The sequence below is a fragment of the Pedobacter sp. Leaf176 genome, assembly GCF_001424305.1.
Classification (GTDB): Bacteria; Bacteroidota; Bacteroidia; order Sphingobacteriales; family Sphingobacteriaceae; genus Pedobacter.
On record NZ_LMPD01000007.1, the window covers coordinates 110,625 to 128,575 of the forward strand.

The 17,951-nt window shown below is 38.6% G+C and carries 14 protein-coding genes; 8 read left to right on the top strand and 6 right to left on the bottom strand.

The window, feature by feature from the left end; translation table 11 throughout:
- Positions 1-26 precede the first annotated feature (26 nt).
- The 3 genes from ASF92_RS19350 (at position 27) to ASF92_RS19360 (ending at position 3,066) form a co-directional block, all read left to right on the top strand.
- Entirely contained in the window at positions 27-1,118 is a 1,092-nt protein-coding gene (locus tag ASF92_RS19350) for a cyanophycinase (RefSeq protein WP_056097327.1), read from the top strand.
- 7 nt (positions 1,119-1,125) lie between these two features.
- Entirely contained in the window at positions 1,126-2,151 is a 1,026-nt protein-coding gene (locus tag ASF92_RS19355; RefSeq protein WP_056097329.1) for an isoaspartyl peptidase/L-asparaginase family protein, read from the top strand.
- 81 nt (positions 2,152-2,232) lie between these two features.
- Positions 2,233-3,066, top strand: a complete 834-nt coding sequence (locus ASF92_RS19360; RefSeq protein WP_082489637.1) for a cyanophycinase — start codon at positions 2,233-2,235, stop codon at positions 3,064-3,066.
- Between the two features lie 84 nt (positions 3,067-3,150).
- Here the strand turns inward: ASF92_RS19360 and ASF92_RS19365 are convergent, their stop codons facing one another.
- The 4 genes from ASF92_RS19365 to ASF92_RS19380 form a co-directional block, all read right to left on the bottom strand.
- Complete coding sequence (locus ASF92_RS19365; RefSeq protein WP_056097333.1) at positions 3,151-4,383, bottom strand: M14 family metallopeptidase; 1,233 nt, start codon at positions 4,381-4,383, stop codon at positions 3,151-3,153.
- A 72-nt stretch (positions 4,384-4,455) separates the two neighbouring features.
- Positions 4,456-6,003 carry a RagB/SusD family nutrient uptake outer membrane protein gene (locus ASF92_RS19370; RefSeq protein ID WP_056097335.1) on the bottom strand — a complete coding sequence of 516 codons (1,548 nt, stop codon included), beginning with the start codon at positions 6,001-6,003 and terminating at the stop codon, positions 4,456-4,458.
- A gap of 9 nt (positions 6,004-6,012) precedes the next feature.
- On the bottom strand, positions 6,013-9,456 hold the full coding sequence (locus tag ASF92_RS19375; RefSeq protein ID WP_082489638.1) for a TonB-dependent receptor: 3,444 nt from the start codon (positions 9,454-9,456) through the stop codon (positions 6,013-6,015).
- A gap of 135 nt (positions 9,457-9,591) precedes the next feature.
- Entirely contained in the window at positions 9,592-10,776 is a 1,185-nt protein-coding gene (locus tag ASF92_RS19380) for a FecR family protein (protein ID WP_056097338.1), read from the bottom strand.
- Positions 10,777-10,909: 133 nt separating this feature from the next.
- On the opposite strand from ASF92_RS19380, the gene ASF92_RS19385 reads away from it, so the two are divergent.
- On the top strand, positions 10,910-11,905 hold the full coding sequence (locus ASF92_RS19385) for a hypothetical protein (protein ID WP_056097340.1): 996 nt from the start codon (positions 10,910-10,912) through the stop codon (positions 11,903-11,905).
- A 37-nt stretch (positions 11,906-11,942) separates the two neighbouring features.
- On the opposite strand, the gene ASF92_RS19390 is transcribed toward ASF92_RS19385, so the two are convergent.
- Entirely contained in the window at positions 11,943-12,539 is a 597-nt protein-coding gene (locus ASF92_RS19390) for an RNA polymerase sigma factor (RefSeq protein ID WP_056097341.1), read from the bottom strand.
- A gap of 180 nt (positions 12,540-12,719) precedes the next feature.
- On the opposite strand from ASF92_RS19390, the gene dctA reads away from it, so the two are divergent.
- Entirely contained in the window at positions 12,720-13,991 is a 1,272-nt protein-coding gene (gene dctA, locus ASF92_RS19395) for a C4-dicarboxylate transporter DctA (protein ID WP_056097343.1), read from the top strand.
- Between the two features lie 345 nt (positions 13,992-14,336).
- Positions 14,337-15,347 (top strand): 23S rRNA (adenine(1618)-N(6))-methyltransferase RlmF, encoded by a 1,011-nt coding sequence (rlmF, locus tag ASF92_RS19400; RefSeq protein ID WP_056097344.1) that lies wholly within the window; start codon positions 14,337-14,339, stop codon positions 15,345-15,347.
- Between the two features lie 120 nt (positions 15,348-15,467).
- Here rlmF and ASF92_RS19405 read toward each other — a convergent pair whose 3' ends face one another.
- Positions 15,468-15,896 carry a cupin domain-containing protein gene (locus ASF92_RS19405; RefSeq protein WP_056097346.1) on the bottom strand — a complete coding sequence of 143 codons (429 nt, stop codon included), beginning with the start codon at positions 15,894-15,896 and terminating at the stop codon, positions 15,468-15,470.
- 157 nt (positions 15,897-16,053) lie between these two features.
- Between ASF92_RS19405 and sucD the strand changes: the two genes are divergently transcribed.
- Entirely contained in the window at positions 16,054-16,926 is an 873-nt protein-coding gene (sucD, locus tag ASF92_RS19410) for a succinate--CoA ligase subunit alpha (RefSeq protein WP_056097348.1), read from the top strand.
- A gap of 325 nt (positions 16,927-17,251) precedes the next feature.
- Entirely contained in the window at positions 17,252-17,755 is a 504-nt protein-coding gene (locus ASF92_RS19415) for a methionine-R-sulfoxide reductase (protein ID WP_056097351.1), read from the top strand.
- Positions 17,756-17,951 lie beyond the last annotated feature (196 nt).

Genomic DNA, 17,951 nt, shown 5'->3' on the forward strand with positions numbered 1-17,951 from the left:
TTGATAAAGCCCTAATCACTTCAAATATGAAGCAAATACTTTTTTTTCTGTTAATGGCTTGCTGTATTTCGGTTATAGGCTGTAGTAAAACTGCGGTTTCTCCAGGGCCACCTTTAAGCGGTGGCGGGGTAACGGTTCCAGTTACAAAACGGAGGCCTGCATCAATCGGTGTTATTGGCGATAGCAGCAATGTAGTTAAACCAACAAACGGGGGTATGGTATTGATGGGCGGTGGAACCGATGTGGATGCTGCTTTCAGATGGATGATTGATAGAAGTGGCGGAGGTGACGTTGTTATTTTACGTGCTTCCGGCACTGATGCTTATAATCCCTATGTTAATGGCCTTGGGGCTGTAAACTCTGTAGAAACCTTATTAATTAATTCAAAAGAACTCGCGAATAACGATACCGTTGCTTATATAATTCGCAATGCCGAAATGGTGTTCATTGCAGGCGGTGATCAATCTGATTATATGCGGTATTGGAAAGGTACCAAGACAGCACAAGCATTAAATTATCTTTTGAACTATAAAAAAGCACCTGTAGGCGGCACAAGTGCCGGTTGCGCCATTTTAGGTGGCTTTTATTATAGCGGTGAAACGGGTGGTTTAACCTCCGCGCAAGCTTTGGCAGATCCTTACGACACGAATGTAACCCTTTATAACAACGACTTTCTGAAAGCACCTTATTTACAAAATGTGATTACCGATCAGCATTATTTAACAAGAAGCAGAGAGGGCAGATCTTTAATTTTTTTGGGTCGGATAAACAAAGACTGGAAAATTGCCGCCAGGGGGATTGCTGCTGATGAACGAACGGCAGTTTGTATTGATAAAGATGGAAAAGCGCAGGTTTTTGGAGATTACTCCGCAAACCGTCCCTACAGTTATGCTTACTTCATGATCTCGGATGAAGGAAAGCAACCCGAACAAATGGAAGCAAATAAAAAGGCCGTTTGGAGCCGTGGTGAAAAGGCAGTGTCCGTTTATGAAATTGCAGCATCTGTAAATGGCGGTGGTAATTTTAATGTTGCTAACTTTATGGCTGCCGACGCCAGGGGTGGTAAATGGTATTGGTGGTGGATTGATAACGGAGTTTTAAATAAAAAAGATCAATAGAAATAAGATGAAAGCATTAAGATTATTTTTTGTACTAACATTTCTTGTGTTGGCAATTAAAGTTTCTGCACAGCAGAAAAAATACGTTATGGTTATTCACGGCGGTGCAGGAACAATTCTGAAAAAGAACATGACACCAGAAAAAGAAGCCATTTATATTAAGGTTTTAACCGAAGCTTTACAAGCTGGTTATGCTAAAATTCAGGCAGGAAAGACAAGCTTGGATGCTGTTGAGGCTACCATTCATGTTTTAGAAAACGATCCGCATTTTAATGCTGGTAAAGGAGCTGTTTTTACCCATGATGGCAGAAACGAATTGGATGCTGCAATTATGGATGGTAAAACTTTAATGGCAGGTGCCGTAGCAGGTGTTACAACCGTAAAAAATCCAATCTCTGCAGCAAGAGCAGTAATGGAAAAATCCGAACATGTAATGATGGTTGGCGCAGGAGCAGATCAATTTGCAAAGGATGCGGGATTAGAAATTGTAAATCCGAAATATTTCTGGACTAAAGAACGCTGGGATGGCTTACAGCAAGCAATTAAGGAAGATTCTACAAAGGCCGTATTGGATCATGGAAGTAAAAAATCAGAACTTTTAGGTAGTAAGAACCATGATTACAAATTTGGTACAGTAGGTTGCGTTGCTTTAGATAAAAGTGGTAACCTGGCCGCAGGAACATCAACCGGCGGTATGACGAATAAAAAATATGGACGTGTTGGCGATGCACCAATTATTGGAGCCGGAACATATTGCAATAACGAAACGGCCGGGATTTCATGCACGGGCTGGGGCGAATTTTACATTCGTAATGTTGTTGCTAAAAACATATCAGATTTAATGGAATATAAAGGTTTATCTGTTTCGGCAGCATCAAAAATCGCCATCGACAAGGTTGGTAAAATGGGTGGAGACGGTGGCTTAATCGCCCTGGATAAAAAGGGAAACATCGCAATGCCTTTTAATACAGAGGGCATGTATCGTGGTGCAATAACTGCTGATGGTAAAATAGAAGTAAGCATTTATAAATAAGGAGACCATGATGATTTTCCAAGCCACACAGTGGAATGAAAATCTGATAGCTTCATCACCATTAAAAACACTTATATACAGATGAAAAAGCTATTTTTGCCACTGATTTTTATAATGAGCTTTTTTCATTTAAAAGCTCAGAATAAAGGCAGTTTATTTATTATCGGCGGTGGAAACCGATCGGATGAGTTGATGCAAAAAATGCTTCAAACGGCTAATTTGAAATCAACTGATTATATTATTGTACTGCCAATGGCTAGCGAAGTTCCTGATGCTGGTTTCGAAACGCTTTCCAAACAACTGAAAAAACTGGATAACAGGACCATCAGGAATTTTAACTTTGCAAAACATGATGTTAACGATAAAAAATGGACGGACTCTTTAACGCAGGCAAAGTTAATTTATATATTAGGCGGGGATCAGAGCCGTTTTATGAAAGTAGTTTTGAATACGCCTGTTTATGATGCAATTCATAAGGCATACCAAAGCGGATCTACAATAGCCGGAACAAGTGCAGGTGCAGCGGTAATGAGTAAATACATGATTACCGGAAAACAACTATTAGATACAGTTTATAAGGAAACTTTTAATAAACTTTGGGATAAAAACATTGAGTTTTCTTACGGAATGGGTTTGCTGGAAAATACGATTATTGACCAGCATTTTCTTAAACGTAACCGCTATAATCGTTTAATATCTGCTTTGGCAGCTCATCCAAATATGGTTGGTATTGGCATTGATGAGAGCACAGCAATTATTGTTAATGGCAATAAAGCTACTGTTGCAGGCGAAAGTCAGGTCATACGTATTGCTAATCCCAGAGAATTAAAAAATACAGCTAACGGTTTGTTAAAATTTTCAAAGGCTGAATTCGGTATTTTTACAGATGGCGATGTAATTGATATTAAGCCTTAGTATAATTAAGCTATCTAATATTAAGAGAGCCCCGAGAAATGCTAAATCAAGCTAGCTATTCAACTGGGCTCTTTTATCGATATCTTAATTATTGTCCGGAGTTGCCAGCAGTAGCTCCATCATCTTTTCTGCGGCTATCTTCCCTTTTAGTTTCAGTAATCTCCTTGGCGTGTCGTCGCCTACTTCATAAGTTAAAGCTTCAGCATGTAAAACTCTACCCATCCAGCTTTTGGATACATTTCCACCATTGGGAGATGGTTTAACGTTTGGCCTAAAATCTGGAATACGCTCGCTAAAAGCACTGAGCCATTTCGCTGTAAACCCAGGTATATTTGTCTTGTTGGCCGGCTGGTCTTCATTCGTATAAAAAACGTCATAGTAAGTGGAATGAAAGTCAATTCCAAAATAAACTTTTGCATTTTGCAGATCTATTTTCTTAAGTAAATAATCTCTTACCGATCTGGTTTCCGGCTGTAGGAAATTTTCCCAATCGCGGTTTAAGTCTACACCGGCAACATTATGACGCCAATTCCCTTCATCTACACCATCAGGATTTATGACAGGGATAAGCAACAGTTGGTAGTTTTTTCTAAAGTTTTTTGCCAATTCCGTATCAGAAGTTACCGCTCGTATAAATTCCTGCATAGCCATATAACCGGTTACCTCAGGCGGATGCTGGCGACTTAAAACAACAATCAATCGTTTTTCATTATTTCCGATACTCAAGGCATTAATTGTTTTTCCTAATATGCTTTGACCAATTTTTTGCTTTTTGACAAATGGCAGCGTGGCTAAACTATCTTCCCATTTATAATTATCGGCTGCGCTTATCAGTTCCTGCGCTGCAACCAGCGTTGTGTCTGCAGAAACTTTAATGCTAAAAGATGCTTCTTTTTTACTATCGCTTATTCTAACATTTGCAACATCCTCCCAAATTTGATTTCGGTGTTGGATTTTAGGATTATACCGGTGTGAAGTGCCTTCGTAATTAAGTTTTATATGGATTTTTTTTTCTATGGCAGACCAAACTTTAAAAGCGAACCAGGGGCTTGGGTTAATCGGTTCATTTTCGGGCTTAATAATAATATTAAATGTACTGTCATTTTGCTGTGTTATGGAGTTCGCTCTCGCAGCTGCGAAATTATTGGTAAAAAGAATTTGATTGTTATTAAACTTATAAACCTTTTTTTTTTGAAAATTGCTGACTGCTGTCGCCGAATCAATGTGATTTAATTTTGCAACTAACTGTTGGGTTTTACAGGAAGAAAATAAGACAGTAGAGAATGCACTAAGTAGAATGTATTTTAGTTTAATCATATGGAAAAAAAATTGTGATGACAAAAAAACAGGCTGCCCGGGCAGCCTGTTACTTAATATTATCGAAGAGCGTTACGGGTTCTGATCTTCAGGTCCGATTGCTTTATTAACATCGATTTCATCCTGCGGGATTTTATATTCCCAAAGATTGTTTTGAGATGCCCTTGCTTTAAATAAGGTAAAAGCAATATCGGTGTAAGTTACAGATGTACTTACCCTCGGATTATCCATTCCATTTCTATCCATATCTGAATCGGTACGCTTCAAATCATAAAAACGGAAACCTTCCCCCCACAGTTCAATACGTCTCTGTACCATAATTTCATCAATTAAAGCTGTGCCGGATTTTGTAGATAATATATAACCTGGATTACGATTTACTGCTAAAGGATAAAGTGCAGCGGCTGCGGCGGCATCTTGCCCACCTGCTCTTGCTAATGCCTCAGCTTCAATCAAGTACATTTCTGCAACACGCATGAAAGGAATGTCGCCTGCTCTGCTGTTCACATCTTGCACTTTAAACTTACGGTGCATGTACTTAATCACTTTTACGCCGGAAGCGGCTGTTCCGCTTGCAGCATCAATTGCACCAGGGAAGTTAACTTTATCAGCCGTGGTACCATCCCACCATAATTTTTTTCTAATATCTGTATTAGCAATTTTTGCATATAATGTTGAATTGATCATTTTAGGTTCCAATCTATTCCATGAAGAATTGAAATTTCCCGAAACATAAGAATAAAATGAGCCATAGGTTGGAACCTGATCTGCTAATTGGTTTGCGCCCCACATCCATTCTGCATTTGAAATTACGGTAAAACCGCTTAGATAATCAGCGTTTGTCATGAATGAAAAACCTGTTCTCGCCTCTTTGGCATATTTCGCGGCATTCGTCCAGTCCTGCATGGTTAAAGCTACTCTTGCTTTAAAACCCTTAGCAACATTTAAATTTATATGTGTTTTAGCGGAACGAACAGGTGCTGTTGCAAGTAATGTTATTGCCTGATCTAAATCTTTATTAATTTGAGCATAAACCGCTTCAACAGTGGAACGTGGCTGATCTACCCCATCATTTGAAATAGCAATCGGAATACCAGGCTGTATATTTTGCTTCCCGGCTTCATAACGCTTGCCATAAAGTTGAACCAAATTGAAGTGGCACCAAGCCCTAACCGCTAAGCATTCGCCTTTGATGGCGTCTTTAGCGGTGGTTTCGCCACTAATTTTATCTATGTTTTCGATAATCATATTGGCATTGCTATTAATGCGGTAATATAATAGATAAGGAAATGCGGCAAGTGAGCTAGATGCACTTCTGTGATCAACCCATCTCAATGCAGGTTTAAAATAACTGTATGTATTGCCCGACCAGACAAAATCTTCACCCATCGCATCCATGTTTAACATCATGGCTCCATGGGCATCCTGCGATTGATTGGATATTTGTAAATACATTAATCGGTACATTCCGTTAACAGCTAGTTTTGCATTTGCAATGGATTCGAAAGCTGTACTTTGCGCAACCTGATCTGTAGGGAAGGTTTCTAAGAAATCTTTTTTGCATGAGGTAAACAATGCTACGATAAGCATGAATACTGAAGTGATTTTACAATTTTTCATGATATATTTTTAAAGCGTTACATTTAAACCCAAAGAAATAATTCTGGTCGGAGCATAAGTATAGCTCGAATTTCCGTTGTATGCCTGGGATGGATCAAAACCTTTTCTATGTGATTTCATAAAAAGGTTTTCTCCGGTTAAAAATACCCTTGCATTACTAATTGTTAACCTTTTTGCAAGTGTTTTCGGTAGAGAATAACTAAAGTTTGCCGCTCTTAAATACAAGTAAGATGCATCTACTAACCAACGATCGCTATCATACATCGTTCCACCGATAGTTCTTTTTGGAACGTCAGTAATCTGTCCGGGCGTTTGCCAGCGTTCTAATGCATCAACATGTAAAGCCCGTCCGTATGTTCCGTTGTACATCAACGATTGATAATCTCCGTCGAAAGAAACCCCACCAACCTGGTAAATGAATCGGAAGTCAAGTGAGAAATTCTTATAAGTAAAAGTATTATTAATACTTCCATAAAAATCTGGAATTGCGGATCCTGCATAATGGTATTGGGCGCTGCTTCCACTTGCAGTTACCACAGTTCCGTCGGGCATTGTTTTAGTGCCGGTTGCTGATGCATTTGCAACAAAAAGTTCTGAACCAGTATCAGGGTCTACACCATAATAGTCTCTTAACCAATAATCGTATCTCGATTGACCAACCATGTACTTTTTGGTCCCGTCGATATACTCATCAAATGGAAGTTTTGAAATTTTATTCGTGAGTCTGGTCCAATTGATGCCGACGGTCCATCTAAAGTTTTTGGTTTTAACTGGCGTTCCATCAAGTTGTATTTCTACACCGCGATTGTACAAACTCCCAAAATTTTGATTTTGTGAAGATAAGCCTGAAGAGAGTGCCAATGGGACATTGAACAGCAGGTTATCCGTATACCGATTGAAATATTCTACGCTACCAGAAATACGGCTTTTAAGCAATCCAAATTCTAACGCAACATCCATATTGTTGTTCGATTCCCATTGAATTTCTTCGTTTCCTAAAACCAACGATTGTTTTATACCAGCCTCATTCCCATTTTTAAAGCCGGTGTCATAAAAAGTCTGGTATAGATAATAACCGCCCAAATCATCAGAACCAACTTGGCCATAAGATCCACGAAGTTTTAAGTTATCTACCCAGTCAACTTTGAAAAATTTCTCTTTACTAATTTGCCAGCCAGCACCAATAGACCAAAATTTACCCCAACGGTATTCCGGAGAGAATTTTGATGAGCCATCAGTTCTGTAGGAGGCCGATGCAAAATACCTGCCATCAAAATCGTATTGCAATCTTCCAAAATAAGATTCGATTCTATAATTATCCTGGTATGAGGTTAAGGAAAGGATGTTTGCAAAGTTTTTTAGTTCGGTTGATCCAGATACAATCTGGCCGGCAGCACTACCAAAATTGTAATCGTAGCGGCGCTGATACGCTTCATGTCCAGCCAGGATATCAATATTATGGCGGCCAAATGAACGATTATAATTTAATAACTGGTTAATGTTAATGGTTCTCGTTGTTGAATTTGTGCGATTACTTCTCCCGTTAGATGTGAGTCCGTCGCCAATAATTGGACTATCAAAAGCGCTGAATTTGTAGTTGTTTAAATCCAGACTGAAGTTAGTGGTTAACTTAAAGTTTTTCAGAAAAGAAATTTCTGCATAAGTACGTCCGCTAACAAAATTTCTTTCGGTAAAGTTATCATTGAATTCAGTTTCGGCTAAAACATTTCTTCCAGGCGCAATAGGGCGGGTGTATCCCTCATCGTAAACCTGGTTTCCAAGTGCATCCAAAACATAACTTCCATCAGCATTGTGTTTGTGAATAGCATAAATCGGGGCAAAAATCAGGTCAGTATAAAAAGGGTTTTCCCAGATTCCGCTATCTTCGTTGCCCACTTTTGTTTTTTGAACTGACCCGGAAAGGTTTATGCCTGTTTTTATCCATTTCTTAATCTGTGAATTCATATTTACCCGTCCGCTGTATCTGTTGAAATCGGTTAATACAGAATAACCCTCATCCTTCAGGTAGTTCAAAGAACCAAAGAAATCACTCTTATTACTTCCGCCACGGTAATTAACATTGTATTCGCTCCTTAAACCTGTTCGTCGTAATTGATCTTTCCAGTTTAAATCTTCGGGGTAGATTAAGCTGGCTGCGGGGTTTATTGTACCATTAGTTAAAACAACCTGATCATCTGCAACATTGAATGGATTTGAAACTAATGAACCAACAATGTTATTTGATGCTTGTGCGTTAGCAGCACCGAGCGTTGCTCCACCAGATACCAGACTGTTGCGCATCGATTCCCATAACAATGGATAATATTGGTAAGCGTCTACTTTATCATAGTCCGGTAAACCTCTTGAATTTAATCCCTGCGTAGTTTTAAAGGTTAGGGCAGGCGCGCTGTCTTTTCCTTTTTTAGTAGTAATTAAAATTACGCCATTAGCGGCTCTTGACCCGTATAACGCAGAAGCTGATGCATCTTTTAAAACCGAAATACTTTCAATATCATCAGGGTTGAGGTTGTTTAATGCACCTTCATACGGAGCACCATCGACCACATAAAGTGGGTCTGAACCCCCATTAATTGTTCCAAATCCGCGAATACGTACCGCCGGCCCGGCTCCAGGCTGACCACTGCCAGTTGTAGTTTGAATACCGGGAGCAGCCCCTACCAACGCCGTACTTAAATTTGAGATCGGTCTTGATTCTAACTCTTTTGCACTTATTGTTGATACTGAATTGGTTAAGGCACTTTTTCTAACTGTTCCATATGCCTGAACAACAACTTCTTCAAGTTGTTTATTTTCTGGCATTAATTGAACATTTAGTGTATTACTTGTGCCAACCACAACCTCTTTACTGGCGTAACCTAAATAAGAATAAGTTAAAGTTGTTTCTCCGTCGGCTAAAGTGATAGAATACTTGCCTTCCGAATTGGTGATTGTGCCGCCACTTTTGCCTTTAACTCGTACAGAAACTCCCGGCAAGATGCTATTATCATCATTGCTGGTCACAGTGCCTGAAATTATTCTATCAATTTTTGCCGATTTAATTTCAGGTTTAATGCTAATAACAATGGTTTTATCCTCTACAGAATAGGATAGGGGCTGTTTATTAAAAATAACCTCAAGCAGGCCTCCTAAACTAATATCCTTTACATTTAAGTTAACTAAATTAGCTTTTTTAATAACCTCATTGCTGAAAATGAAATAATAGCCGGTCTGTTTCCTTACTTCTTTGAATATCGTTTTTAAATTAGCATTGTTCGCAGATAAATTAATCCTTTGTGCCATTGTTTTACCGCTAACCTGCAAGGCCAGACAAAAAATAATTATTGCTGTAAATTTCATGACCAAAAAAGCTTTAAATGCATAACTTCTTTTCTTTAGTTTTGTAATTGTTTTGGGCACGGGGTTGCCCATTTTAGATTGTAGACAATCTTTCATAAGTTTGTTTGGTTTTGGTTTATGGATAAGTTGATAGTTTTATAGCCTGAAACTGCTGCTTGCAGCCTTTTGAATCTTCTCGGCTGCAACCGGGAAGATTTTTTGCTATGGGTATTTCCGCTTTACTTCATATTGTTATTTATTTATTTTTTTTACCTCTATTGTTTTGTTATTAATGTTAAACTCAATGTTTCCGGCTGTTTGAAGTAGCTTTAATAATTTCGATACATTATTATTCCTGCTTACTACGCCATTAAATTTTATATCAGGAATTTTCCCAATGTATTTTACGTCCACATCGTACCATCTTTCTATTTGCCGCATCACTTCAGGAACAGTGGCGTCCTCGAAAATAAATAAGCCATTTTTCCAATCCACAACATTATCTACTTCAGCATCTCTTAATTGGACATCGTTTTTGTTTTTATTGAAAACAGCTTGCTGTCCGGGTATAAGGATTTTCGAAGTATAGTTATGGACGAGCTTAATAGAGCCTTCTAACAGTGTAATAGCCGCATTTTCTTCATTAGGATATACATTCACATTAAAGTGAGTTCCAAGTACTTCTACATTTGCACCACCAGTCTCTACTATAAATGGTTTGGCCTTATCTTTCGACACTTCAAAATAAACTTCACCAGTAACGGATACCTTTCTTTGCTTGCCGATAAAGGCCGACGGAAATGTGATGGATGACTGGGCGTTAAGCCACACCAGACTTTTATCGGGTAACATAAGTCTGTACTGTCCGCCACGTGGGGTAGATAGTGTATTCATATAAGCCTTTTTTTCTCCCTCAGCATTTAATTCATTATATTCAATAAAGCCATCATCGTTTTTACTAACGTTAGATTTGCCTTGCCGTGTTAAAACGCCATTTAAAGCATCATTTAAAATAATTTCAGAGCCATCTGCTAATTTCAGAATGGCTTTATCACTACCGGGTAGAAGATCTTGTTTTGCAATTTTTGCTATCGGATGGCTGGTGCTTTGAGTATCGAAAAATTTATAACCTATATAGGTTATCATAAAAAGCGAGGCAGCAATTGTAATGGTTTTTCCGATGTTTAGTATAAATGTGAATTTTGATTTATGTTTTTTATCGGCCACTATGTTTGTGTACATGTGGTTCCAATCTACATCCTGCAGATCTGAATCCGGCAGGCTGGTATTTTCTGCCTTTTTCATAAAATCATCCAGAATGTATTGGTTCTCCTCTTTGCTGATATAGTCAAACAACTCTGCAAAGTCGGGCTCCGAGATGGTTTTATTTACGTATTGCTCGAGTAATCCGTTAATTCTATTATAGCTTTCTGACATGTTTGGTTAAGGTAATAAGTACCTTTTTATACATAGACAGTTGTGAAGCTATATAGGACCGTTAAATAAAAAATATTTTATCCGGTCCTATTGAAAAAGTATAGAGTCTATAATAAAAATCAAAGCCAGAACCATGTTTAAGAAAATAATCGCCATTTTAGTTTTAACACTTTGCATTGCCGATACGCAGGCAAAAGTTTTCAAAAACTTAACCTTTCAAGACAGTATTCAGCGATATCAGCCGGGAAAAAGCTATATCTTCAAAGTTACTTCCACTACAGGGGAATACGCAACGGCAATTGAATACATTGCAGGAGATGCCAAATCCAGACTGATTTTAACTGCGCCTCATGGCGGAGATTTACGGCCTGAGTTTATGCATACCCGAACAAAAGATTTTGTATTAAAAGCTGATGACAACAACTACGGTGATACAGAAAGTTTTTCAGGTATATCTGATTCAAAAACCCTGGAACTAACAGAAGAGCTGGCCAATGAAATAAAACAAATTACCGGATTGAGGCCGCATATCATTTTAAACCATTTACACAGGAGTAAATTAGATGCAAACAGAGCAATGTCTATGGCTGCGCAAGGCGATGGAAATGCCGAAGCCGCGTGGAGGGCTTTTCATCAATACATTAGTGTTGCAAAAAAACAAATAGCAAAAAACGGAGGTGGATTATTATTGGATATTCATGGCAATGCGCATCGGCCACAACGAACGGAAGTTGGATTGTTATTGAAAAGCAAAGATTTTGTCGCAGAAGATTTAGAACAATTTGCAGATGAATCGAGTGTAAAAGCAATGGTAAAAAGTGGAAAAGCAACCATGACGGAGTTGGTTAGAGGTGAATATGCATTAGGTACCTTGCTTAACAACATCGGAATATTAGCCACGCCTTCAAAATCAAATCCCAATCCTGTTGATATACAGATTTTTCCAGACGGAAGATATTTCAATGGAGGCTACAATACAGCAAGGCACGGTTCCAGGTTTTCCGGGAATATATCTGCCATCCAATTAGAGTTTAATGGAGATGTGCGAATAAACGATAAAAATAGATTAGGGTATGTAAAGTCTATTTCTAAAGTAATTGATCAATTTATGATGAAGTATTTTAATTAAGGTAAGTTTAAGCTTTGGCGCACTTTACAAAGTTATATTATGAAAATAGATAAGCGAGAATTGGCGATATACTGACTTTGATGGTATTTGATGAAAGGTAATAACGTAGATATTTTAAAATTTCGACGATAATATTCTTTACTCTACTTTTCGATAAACCAGTGTGTTCTGCAATTTCTTCGTGACTTAAGCCAGCCTCGCGGCTCATTTTGAATATTTGCTGTTTTTGTTGAGACAAATTTCGTAAGCCGCTTTGAATAAGCATTTCACTATCTTTTAAATCAGATAGTTCTTCAATATTATTGCTTTCAACTTGCATGTTCGCCCACAACTGGGCCACTAATTTTTTGTTTTTAGCAACTCGATTTAAGTAATTATACGTTTTATTGCGAACAACAGTGTAAATGTAGTTGCGTGGGTGCTCAATATTGGGAAGGATATCTCTTTTTTGCCAAATAGTAAAGAAAGTATCCTGTACAATTTCCTCAGCATCAGCTTTAGAATAAACGAATTTCACAACAAAACTGTAAATATTGTTTTTGTAGAGTTCTAAAACATGCTTAAAGGCCAATTCATCGTCAGCGGCAATTTTTTGTAGCAATATTTTTTCTGCTGCCGGGTTGTAAATAGACATTAAGGTTTGGTTTGTTTATTTAGGACGGCTAAATATATGGATTACTGCAAAATAAAAATATTTTTAACCAAAATGATGTAAATAAGATTTTGATTTTTATCGAACTCACTGGGATTTGTTTTCCATTATTTTGGCTGAAAAGAAAAAATAACTCTATATTTCAATTTACAAATTGAACAAATGAAATCCATCCATTCCAATTTAACATTTCAGGTTATCCTAGCCATTATCATTGGGATTTGTGTAGGTACATATTTTCCTGAGTTTGCATCAACGGCGAAACTAATCAGTCAGGGCTTCATAAATCTGATCAGTATGTTAATTGCTCCTATTATTTTCTTCACCATTGTTTTGGGTATTGCACACATGGGCGATATGAAAAAAGTAGGTAGAGTGGGTGGAAAGGCATTGCTTTATTTTGAGATCGTAAGTACGATAGCCATAGCCGTTGGTTTAATAGTTGCTAATGTGCTTAAACCCGGTGCAGGGGTTGTTGCAAAAGCGGGTAGTGATGCTACCAAAATTGCAGGCTATGCAGAACAGGCAAAGGATATGAACTGGGCTGAATTTTTTCTCCATATTATTCCACATAATGTTATCGCTGCATTTGCCGAAGGAAACATTTTACAGATTTTGTTATTTGCAATTTTATTCGGCTACGGATTAAATAAACTTGGCGGTGAAGGAACATCTGTATTGAACGCTTTTGATAAGATTTCGAAAGTATTGTTTAAAATCATGAAAGTAATTATGCGTTTAGCACCCATCGGTGCTTTCGGTGGAATGGCCTATAGCATTGGTACACACGGACTGCAAAGCATTCTGGGTATGGCAAAGCTGATGGGCTCTGTTTACCTGACTTGTATTTTATTCATTTTCGTCGTGCTGAACGGCATCTGCAGGTATTATAATTTTAGTCTTTGGGCTTACCTTAAATTTATACGGCAGGAAATTTTAATCGTGTTGGGCACTTCCTCTTCGGAATCTGCGCTTCCAAGCATGATGCAGAAAATGGAAACCATCGGTTGCGATAAGTCAGTAGTCGGTTTGGTTATCCCTACGGGCTATTCGTTTAATTTAGATGGAACAGCAATTTATCTTGCTATGGCGGTGATATTTCTTTGCCAGGTTTTTCATGTCGATTTATCCATCGGACAACAGATCACTGTTCTGGGTGTGTTAATGGTAACCTCTAAGGGTGCCGCTGGTGTCACCGGGAGTGGTTTTATCGTGCTCGTTTCTACGTTAACAGCTTTGAAAATTATGCCTATCGAACACATTTCGATTTTAATTGGGGTGGATAGATTCATGAGTGAAGCCAGGGCAATTACAAATGTTATCGGTAATGGCGTGGCAACAATCGTTATCGCTAAAAGTGAAAATCAGTTTGATCAAGCGAAGTATTTAAAAGCAATCCAACCGGCAAGGATAGAGAAAAACGAGGAAGGATAATGTTTTAGCAGTTGCCGGTTCCGGGTTGTTTGTAGTCAGGCTCAACCTGGTTTTGACAACATAAATAATCTAGTCTTAACGTCTCGCTGAGACTATAAGCGGAATAATTTACAGAGGGTCTTAGCGAGACGCTAAGACCAGATGTTGGGTGTGGCCTAGTCTTAGCGTCTCGTTAAGACTATAAGCAGGTAATCTACCAGTGTTTTAGCGAGACGCTAAGACCAGATATTGTTATAATTATGGCTGGTAACGGGCAACTGATAACCCGAAACAGATAAGCCAACTCTTTTGCCTACCTTTGTATCAGAAACATGCACACAGCTTGTTTAATTAATCCAGATCACATTGGCTCAAGAAGAACAAAATAACCGCAAAGAAAAAAGCGAGTTACACCCACGCAACAAGCATCGTTCGCGATATAATTTCAAACAACTTATTGGCGCATCAAAAGAATTAAAACGTTTCGTTTTTAAAAACGAACATAATGATGATTCAATAGATTTTGCCGACCAAAGTGCCGTAAAAGCATTAAACAGGGCGTTGTTAAAGCATTTTTATGATATACCACAATGGGATATCCCAAAGGATTATCTTTGTCCGCCTATACCAGGAAGAGCAGATTATATCCATTACGTTGCGGACCTTTTGGGCTCAAGTAATAAAGGGAAATTACCGAAAGGCAATCGCATAAAGATATTAGATATTGGTGTCGGCGCAAATTGTATTTACCCGATTATTGGGCACCAGGAATATGGATGGACCTTTGTAGGTTCTGAAATTGATCCACTATCTGTTGAATCCGCAAAGCGTATAATTGATGCTAATAAAGCCTTGCAAGGTGCAATTGAAATTCGTCAGCAAGCATCAAAAATGGGCATTTTTAGGGGTGTTGTTGGAAGAAATGAACGTTTTGATGCAGTTGTTTGCAATCCTCCGTTTCACTCCTCTTTAAAAGAAGCGGAACAAGGCACACGGCAAAAATGGCGCAACCTTGGTGGAAATGAAAAGGAAGTAAAACACGTTTTAAACTTTGGGGGGAATAAGGCCGAACTCTGGTGTCCGGGTGGTGAGCGTGCTTTTGTAGAACAAATGATTATTCAAAGTGCTCAGATTGCAAATCAGTGCTTGTGGTTTACGTCACTGGTGTCTAAAAGTGCAAACCTTAAAAATATTTACAATGCTTTAATTAAAGCGAATGCCTTTGAGGTTACAACCGTTCAAATGAGTCAGGGGCAAAAAACCAGCAGGTTCGTTGCATGGACATTCCAGGATGAAGCCGCCCAGGCAGAATGGGTTAAAGGATGGAAACCTGAGCCAAAGACTGAAAAACCTAAGGTAGAGAACAAAGTCGTTTAATTAAATATATTTGAGAATGCCAGATTGACATTGGTTGGTCTGGCATTTTATTTTAAGAATTTCAATGATGTTGGTCTGGAATATTACCTTAATTCGGTGAACTGCGGATTTCAATCCATCTTATTTGTTCATTTTCTCGTAAACAATTAAAATAGTTAAATCATTATCAGCGTTTGGTTTAATTCCATGCGAACTTCCTGATCGTGTTAAAATGGCATCACCTGGTTTTACCGGGAAAGTTTTGCCATTCATTTGCATCATGCCGTTTCCGCTGATGACGTAATAAATTTCATCCTCTTTTTGCAAATGATAACCGATAGATGAACCGGGTTTCAAAATCCTTTTTCTAAAAGCAGTTTTTAGGTTTCTGGAATCACCGAAGAAATTGTAGCCGATGGTTTCTCCGCCACCTTTATGGGTTCCAGGTTCTTTTTTCGCTACCTCAACATCATTTTGTATAATATATTTAGCAGTATCGCTTGTTTGCGATTTAACAGCATTGGTGATAAGCAAAACGAAAATTGCCGTTAAAAATGTTTTGATTTTCATATTAATCCTTTGGCTTCAGGCTTAGTCTTAAGCTTTAATCTTTCCGCTTTCAAAGTAAATGAATTCCTTTCATTTTCATGTAAAAATGGTCTAAATAATCTATTTTAGGCTTGACTTTCCACTCAATAATATTAGCTTTGCACAAAAAAATTGATACATGAGCGTTTTAGTAAATAAAGATTCTAAGGTTATCGTTCAGGGTTTTACCGGAAACGAAGGAACTTACCATGCGGAGCAGATGCTTGCGTACGGTACAAACGTAGTTGGTGGTGTTACGCCTGGCAAAGGTGGGCAATTGCATTTAGATAAGCCTGTTTTTAATACTGTTAAAGATGCCGTTGATAAAACGGACGCAAATGTATCTATCATTTTCGTTCCACCGGCTTTTGCTGCTGATGCGATTATGGAAGCCGCCGAAGGTGGTATTAAAGTGATAGTTTGTATTACTGAGGGTATTCCGACGAAGGATATGATTCAGGTTAAAGAATATATTTCAGACCGTGACGTTACTTTGATTGGTCCTAACTGTCCTGGTGTTATCACTGCTGATGAGGCGAAAATTGGTATTATGCCAGGTTTTATCTTCAAAAAAGGTCACGTTGGTGTGGTTTCTAAATCAGGAACTTTAACTTACGAAGCGGTAGATCAGGTGGTTAAAGCTGGTTTAGGGATTACCACTGCTATCGGTATCGGTGGCGACCCGATTATTGGTACGCCAACTGTTGAAGCGGTTAAATTATTAATGAACGATCCTGAAACGCACGGCATCATCATGATTGGTGAGATTGGTGGTGGAATGGAAGCTGAAGCTGCCCGGTGGATTAAAGAACATGGTACCAAGCCTGTTGTTGGTTTCATCGCTGGTCAAACTGCGCCTCCGGGACGTAGAATGGGCCACGCCGGTGCTATCGTTGGTGGTGCTGATGATACTGCTGCTGCTAAAATGAAAATCATGCGCGAGTGTGGTATTCGTGTGGTAGAAAGTCCGGCTGAAATCGGTGCTGCTATGGCAGAAGAATTAGCAAAGTAAGATTTCAAAATCTACATAATGAAAGCGTTTCGATTTGGTTCGAGACGCTTTTTTTTTGGCCTCACCCTGTTAAAGTTTGTGGATAGGCTTAGCCTGTGCTGTCCCTCTCCGAAGGAGAGGGATTTTAAAGCTTGTGGGTGTAACCCTGCCCTTGGGTTAAAAGTATTATCACCGTTTCCCTCTCCTTTGGAGAGGGATTTGCAATACAGCAGAATCACCACAAACTTTCGCAGGGAGAGGCACTGATTTTATCATCCCTTTGTAAACACTAATCCAAAAGATTAAACCGATAAACCAAAATGAAATCTATCACGTATATTGATGTATGAAAACGATGATTAATAAACTATTTTTGATATCAGCTGTTGTTTTAGTTGCCGGACTTTCCGCTTGTGCACAAAAGCAAGATAAGAAAGAAACGAGACCGGAAGCGCAGGTAGAAACCATTACACCAAAGAAGAAAATGAACTGGAATCCATTAACACCCGAAGAAGAAAGAGTAATTGTAAATAAAGGCACTGAATATCCTGGAACAGGCAAGTACGAACATACTACTGAGAAGGGAACATACACTTGCAAACGTTGTAATGCCGCATTGTATCGTTTAGAAAGTAAGTTTGACGCACGCTGTGGCTGGCCAGCTTTTGATGATGAAATTAAGGGTGCTGTGAAACGTATTCCTGATGCAGATGGGTCGCGTACAGAAATTGTTTGTGCCAATTGTGGCGCACATTTAGGTCACGTATTTTTAGGAGAAGGTTTTACCAATAAAGACACCCGTCATTGTGTAAATTCAATCTCCATGAACTTCGTGCCTGATAAAAAATAAGGTGGGTAGTTTGGGTTAGGTAGAGGCGTACAGCGTAAGTTGTATGCCTTTTTTTATTTCTTAATTTGACGTAATATTCTTAAGAAAATAAGCGTGTTTTATATCGCTGATTTGATGGTTTTAATCATCCGACTTCAGACTTTAGATTGCTGACTTTTCCACAAATTGTTGATTATAAACTAAATGCTTATATTTG

Excerpts from the sequence above, each read along its gene's own strand:
- ASF92_RS19350 (WP_056097327.1), top strand. The coding sequence starts at position 27 with ATGAAGCAAATACTTTTTTTTCTGTTAATGGCTTGCTGTATTTCGGTT.
- ASF92_RS19355 (WP_056097329.1), top strand. The coding sequence starts at position 1,126 with ATGAAAGCATTAAGATTATTTTTTGTACTAACATTTCTTGTGTTGGCA.
- ASF92_RS19360 (WP_082489637.1), top strand. The coding sequence starts at position 2,233 with ATGAAAAAGCTATTTTTGCCACTGATTTTTATAATGAGCTTTTTTCAT.
- ASF92_RS19365 (WP_056097333.1), bottom strand. The coding sequence starts at position 4,383 with ATGATTAAACTAAAATACATTCTACTTAGTGCATTCTCTACTGTCTTA.
- ASF92_RS19370 (WP_056097335.1), bottom strand. The coding sequence starts at position 6,003 with ATGAAAAATTGTAAAATCACTTCAGTATTCATGCTTATCGTAGCATTG.
- ASF92_RS19375 (WP_082489638.1), bottom strand. The coding sequence starts at position 9,456 with ATGAAAGATTGTCTACAATCTAAAATGGGCAACCCCGTGCCCAAAACA.
- ASF92_RS19380 (WP_056097338.1), bottom strand. The coding sequence starts at position 10,776 with ATGTCAGAAAGCTATAATAGAATTAACGGATTACTCGAGCAATACGTA.
- ASF92_RS19385 (WP_056097340.1), top strand. The coding sequence starts at position 10,910 with ATGTTTAAGAAAATAATCGCCATTTTAGTTTTAACACTTTGCATTGCC.
- ASF92_RS19390 (WP_056097341.1), bottom strand. The coding sequence starts at position 12,539 with ATGTCTATTTACAACCCGGCAGCAGAAAAAATATTGCTACAAAAAATT.
- dctA (WP_056097343.1), top strand. The coding sequence starts at position 12,720 with ATGAAATCCATCCATTCCAATTTAACATTTCAGGTTATCCTAGCCATT.
- ASF92_RS19405 (WP_056097346.1), bottom strand. The coding sequence starts at position 15,896 with ATGAAAATCAAAACATTTTTAACGGCAATTTTCGTTTTGCTTATCACC.
- sucD (WP_056097348.1), top strand. The coding sequence starts at position 16,054 with ATGAGCGTTTTAGTAAATAAAGATTCTAAGGTTATCGTTCAGGGTTTT.
- ASF92_RS19415 (WP_056097351.1), top strand. The coding sequence starts at position 17,252 with ATGAAAACGATGATTAATAAACTATTTTTGATATCAGCTGTTGTTTTA.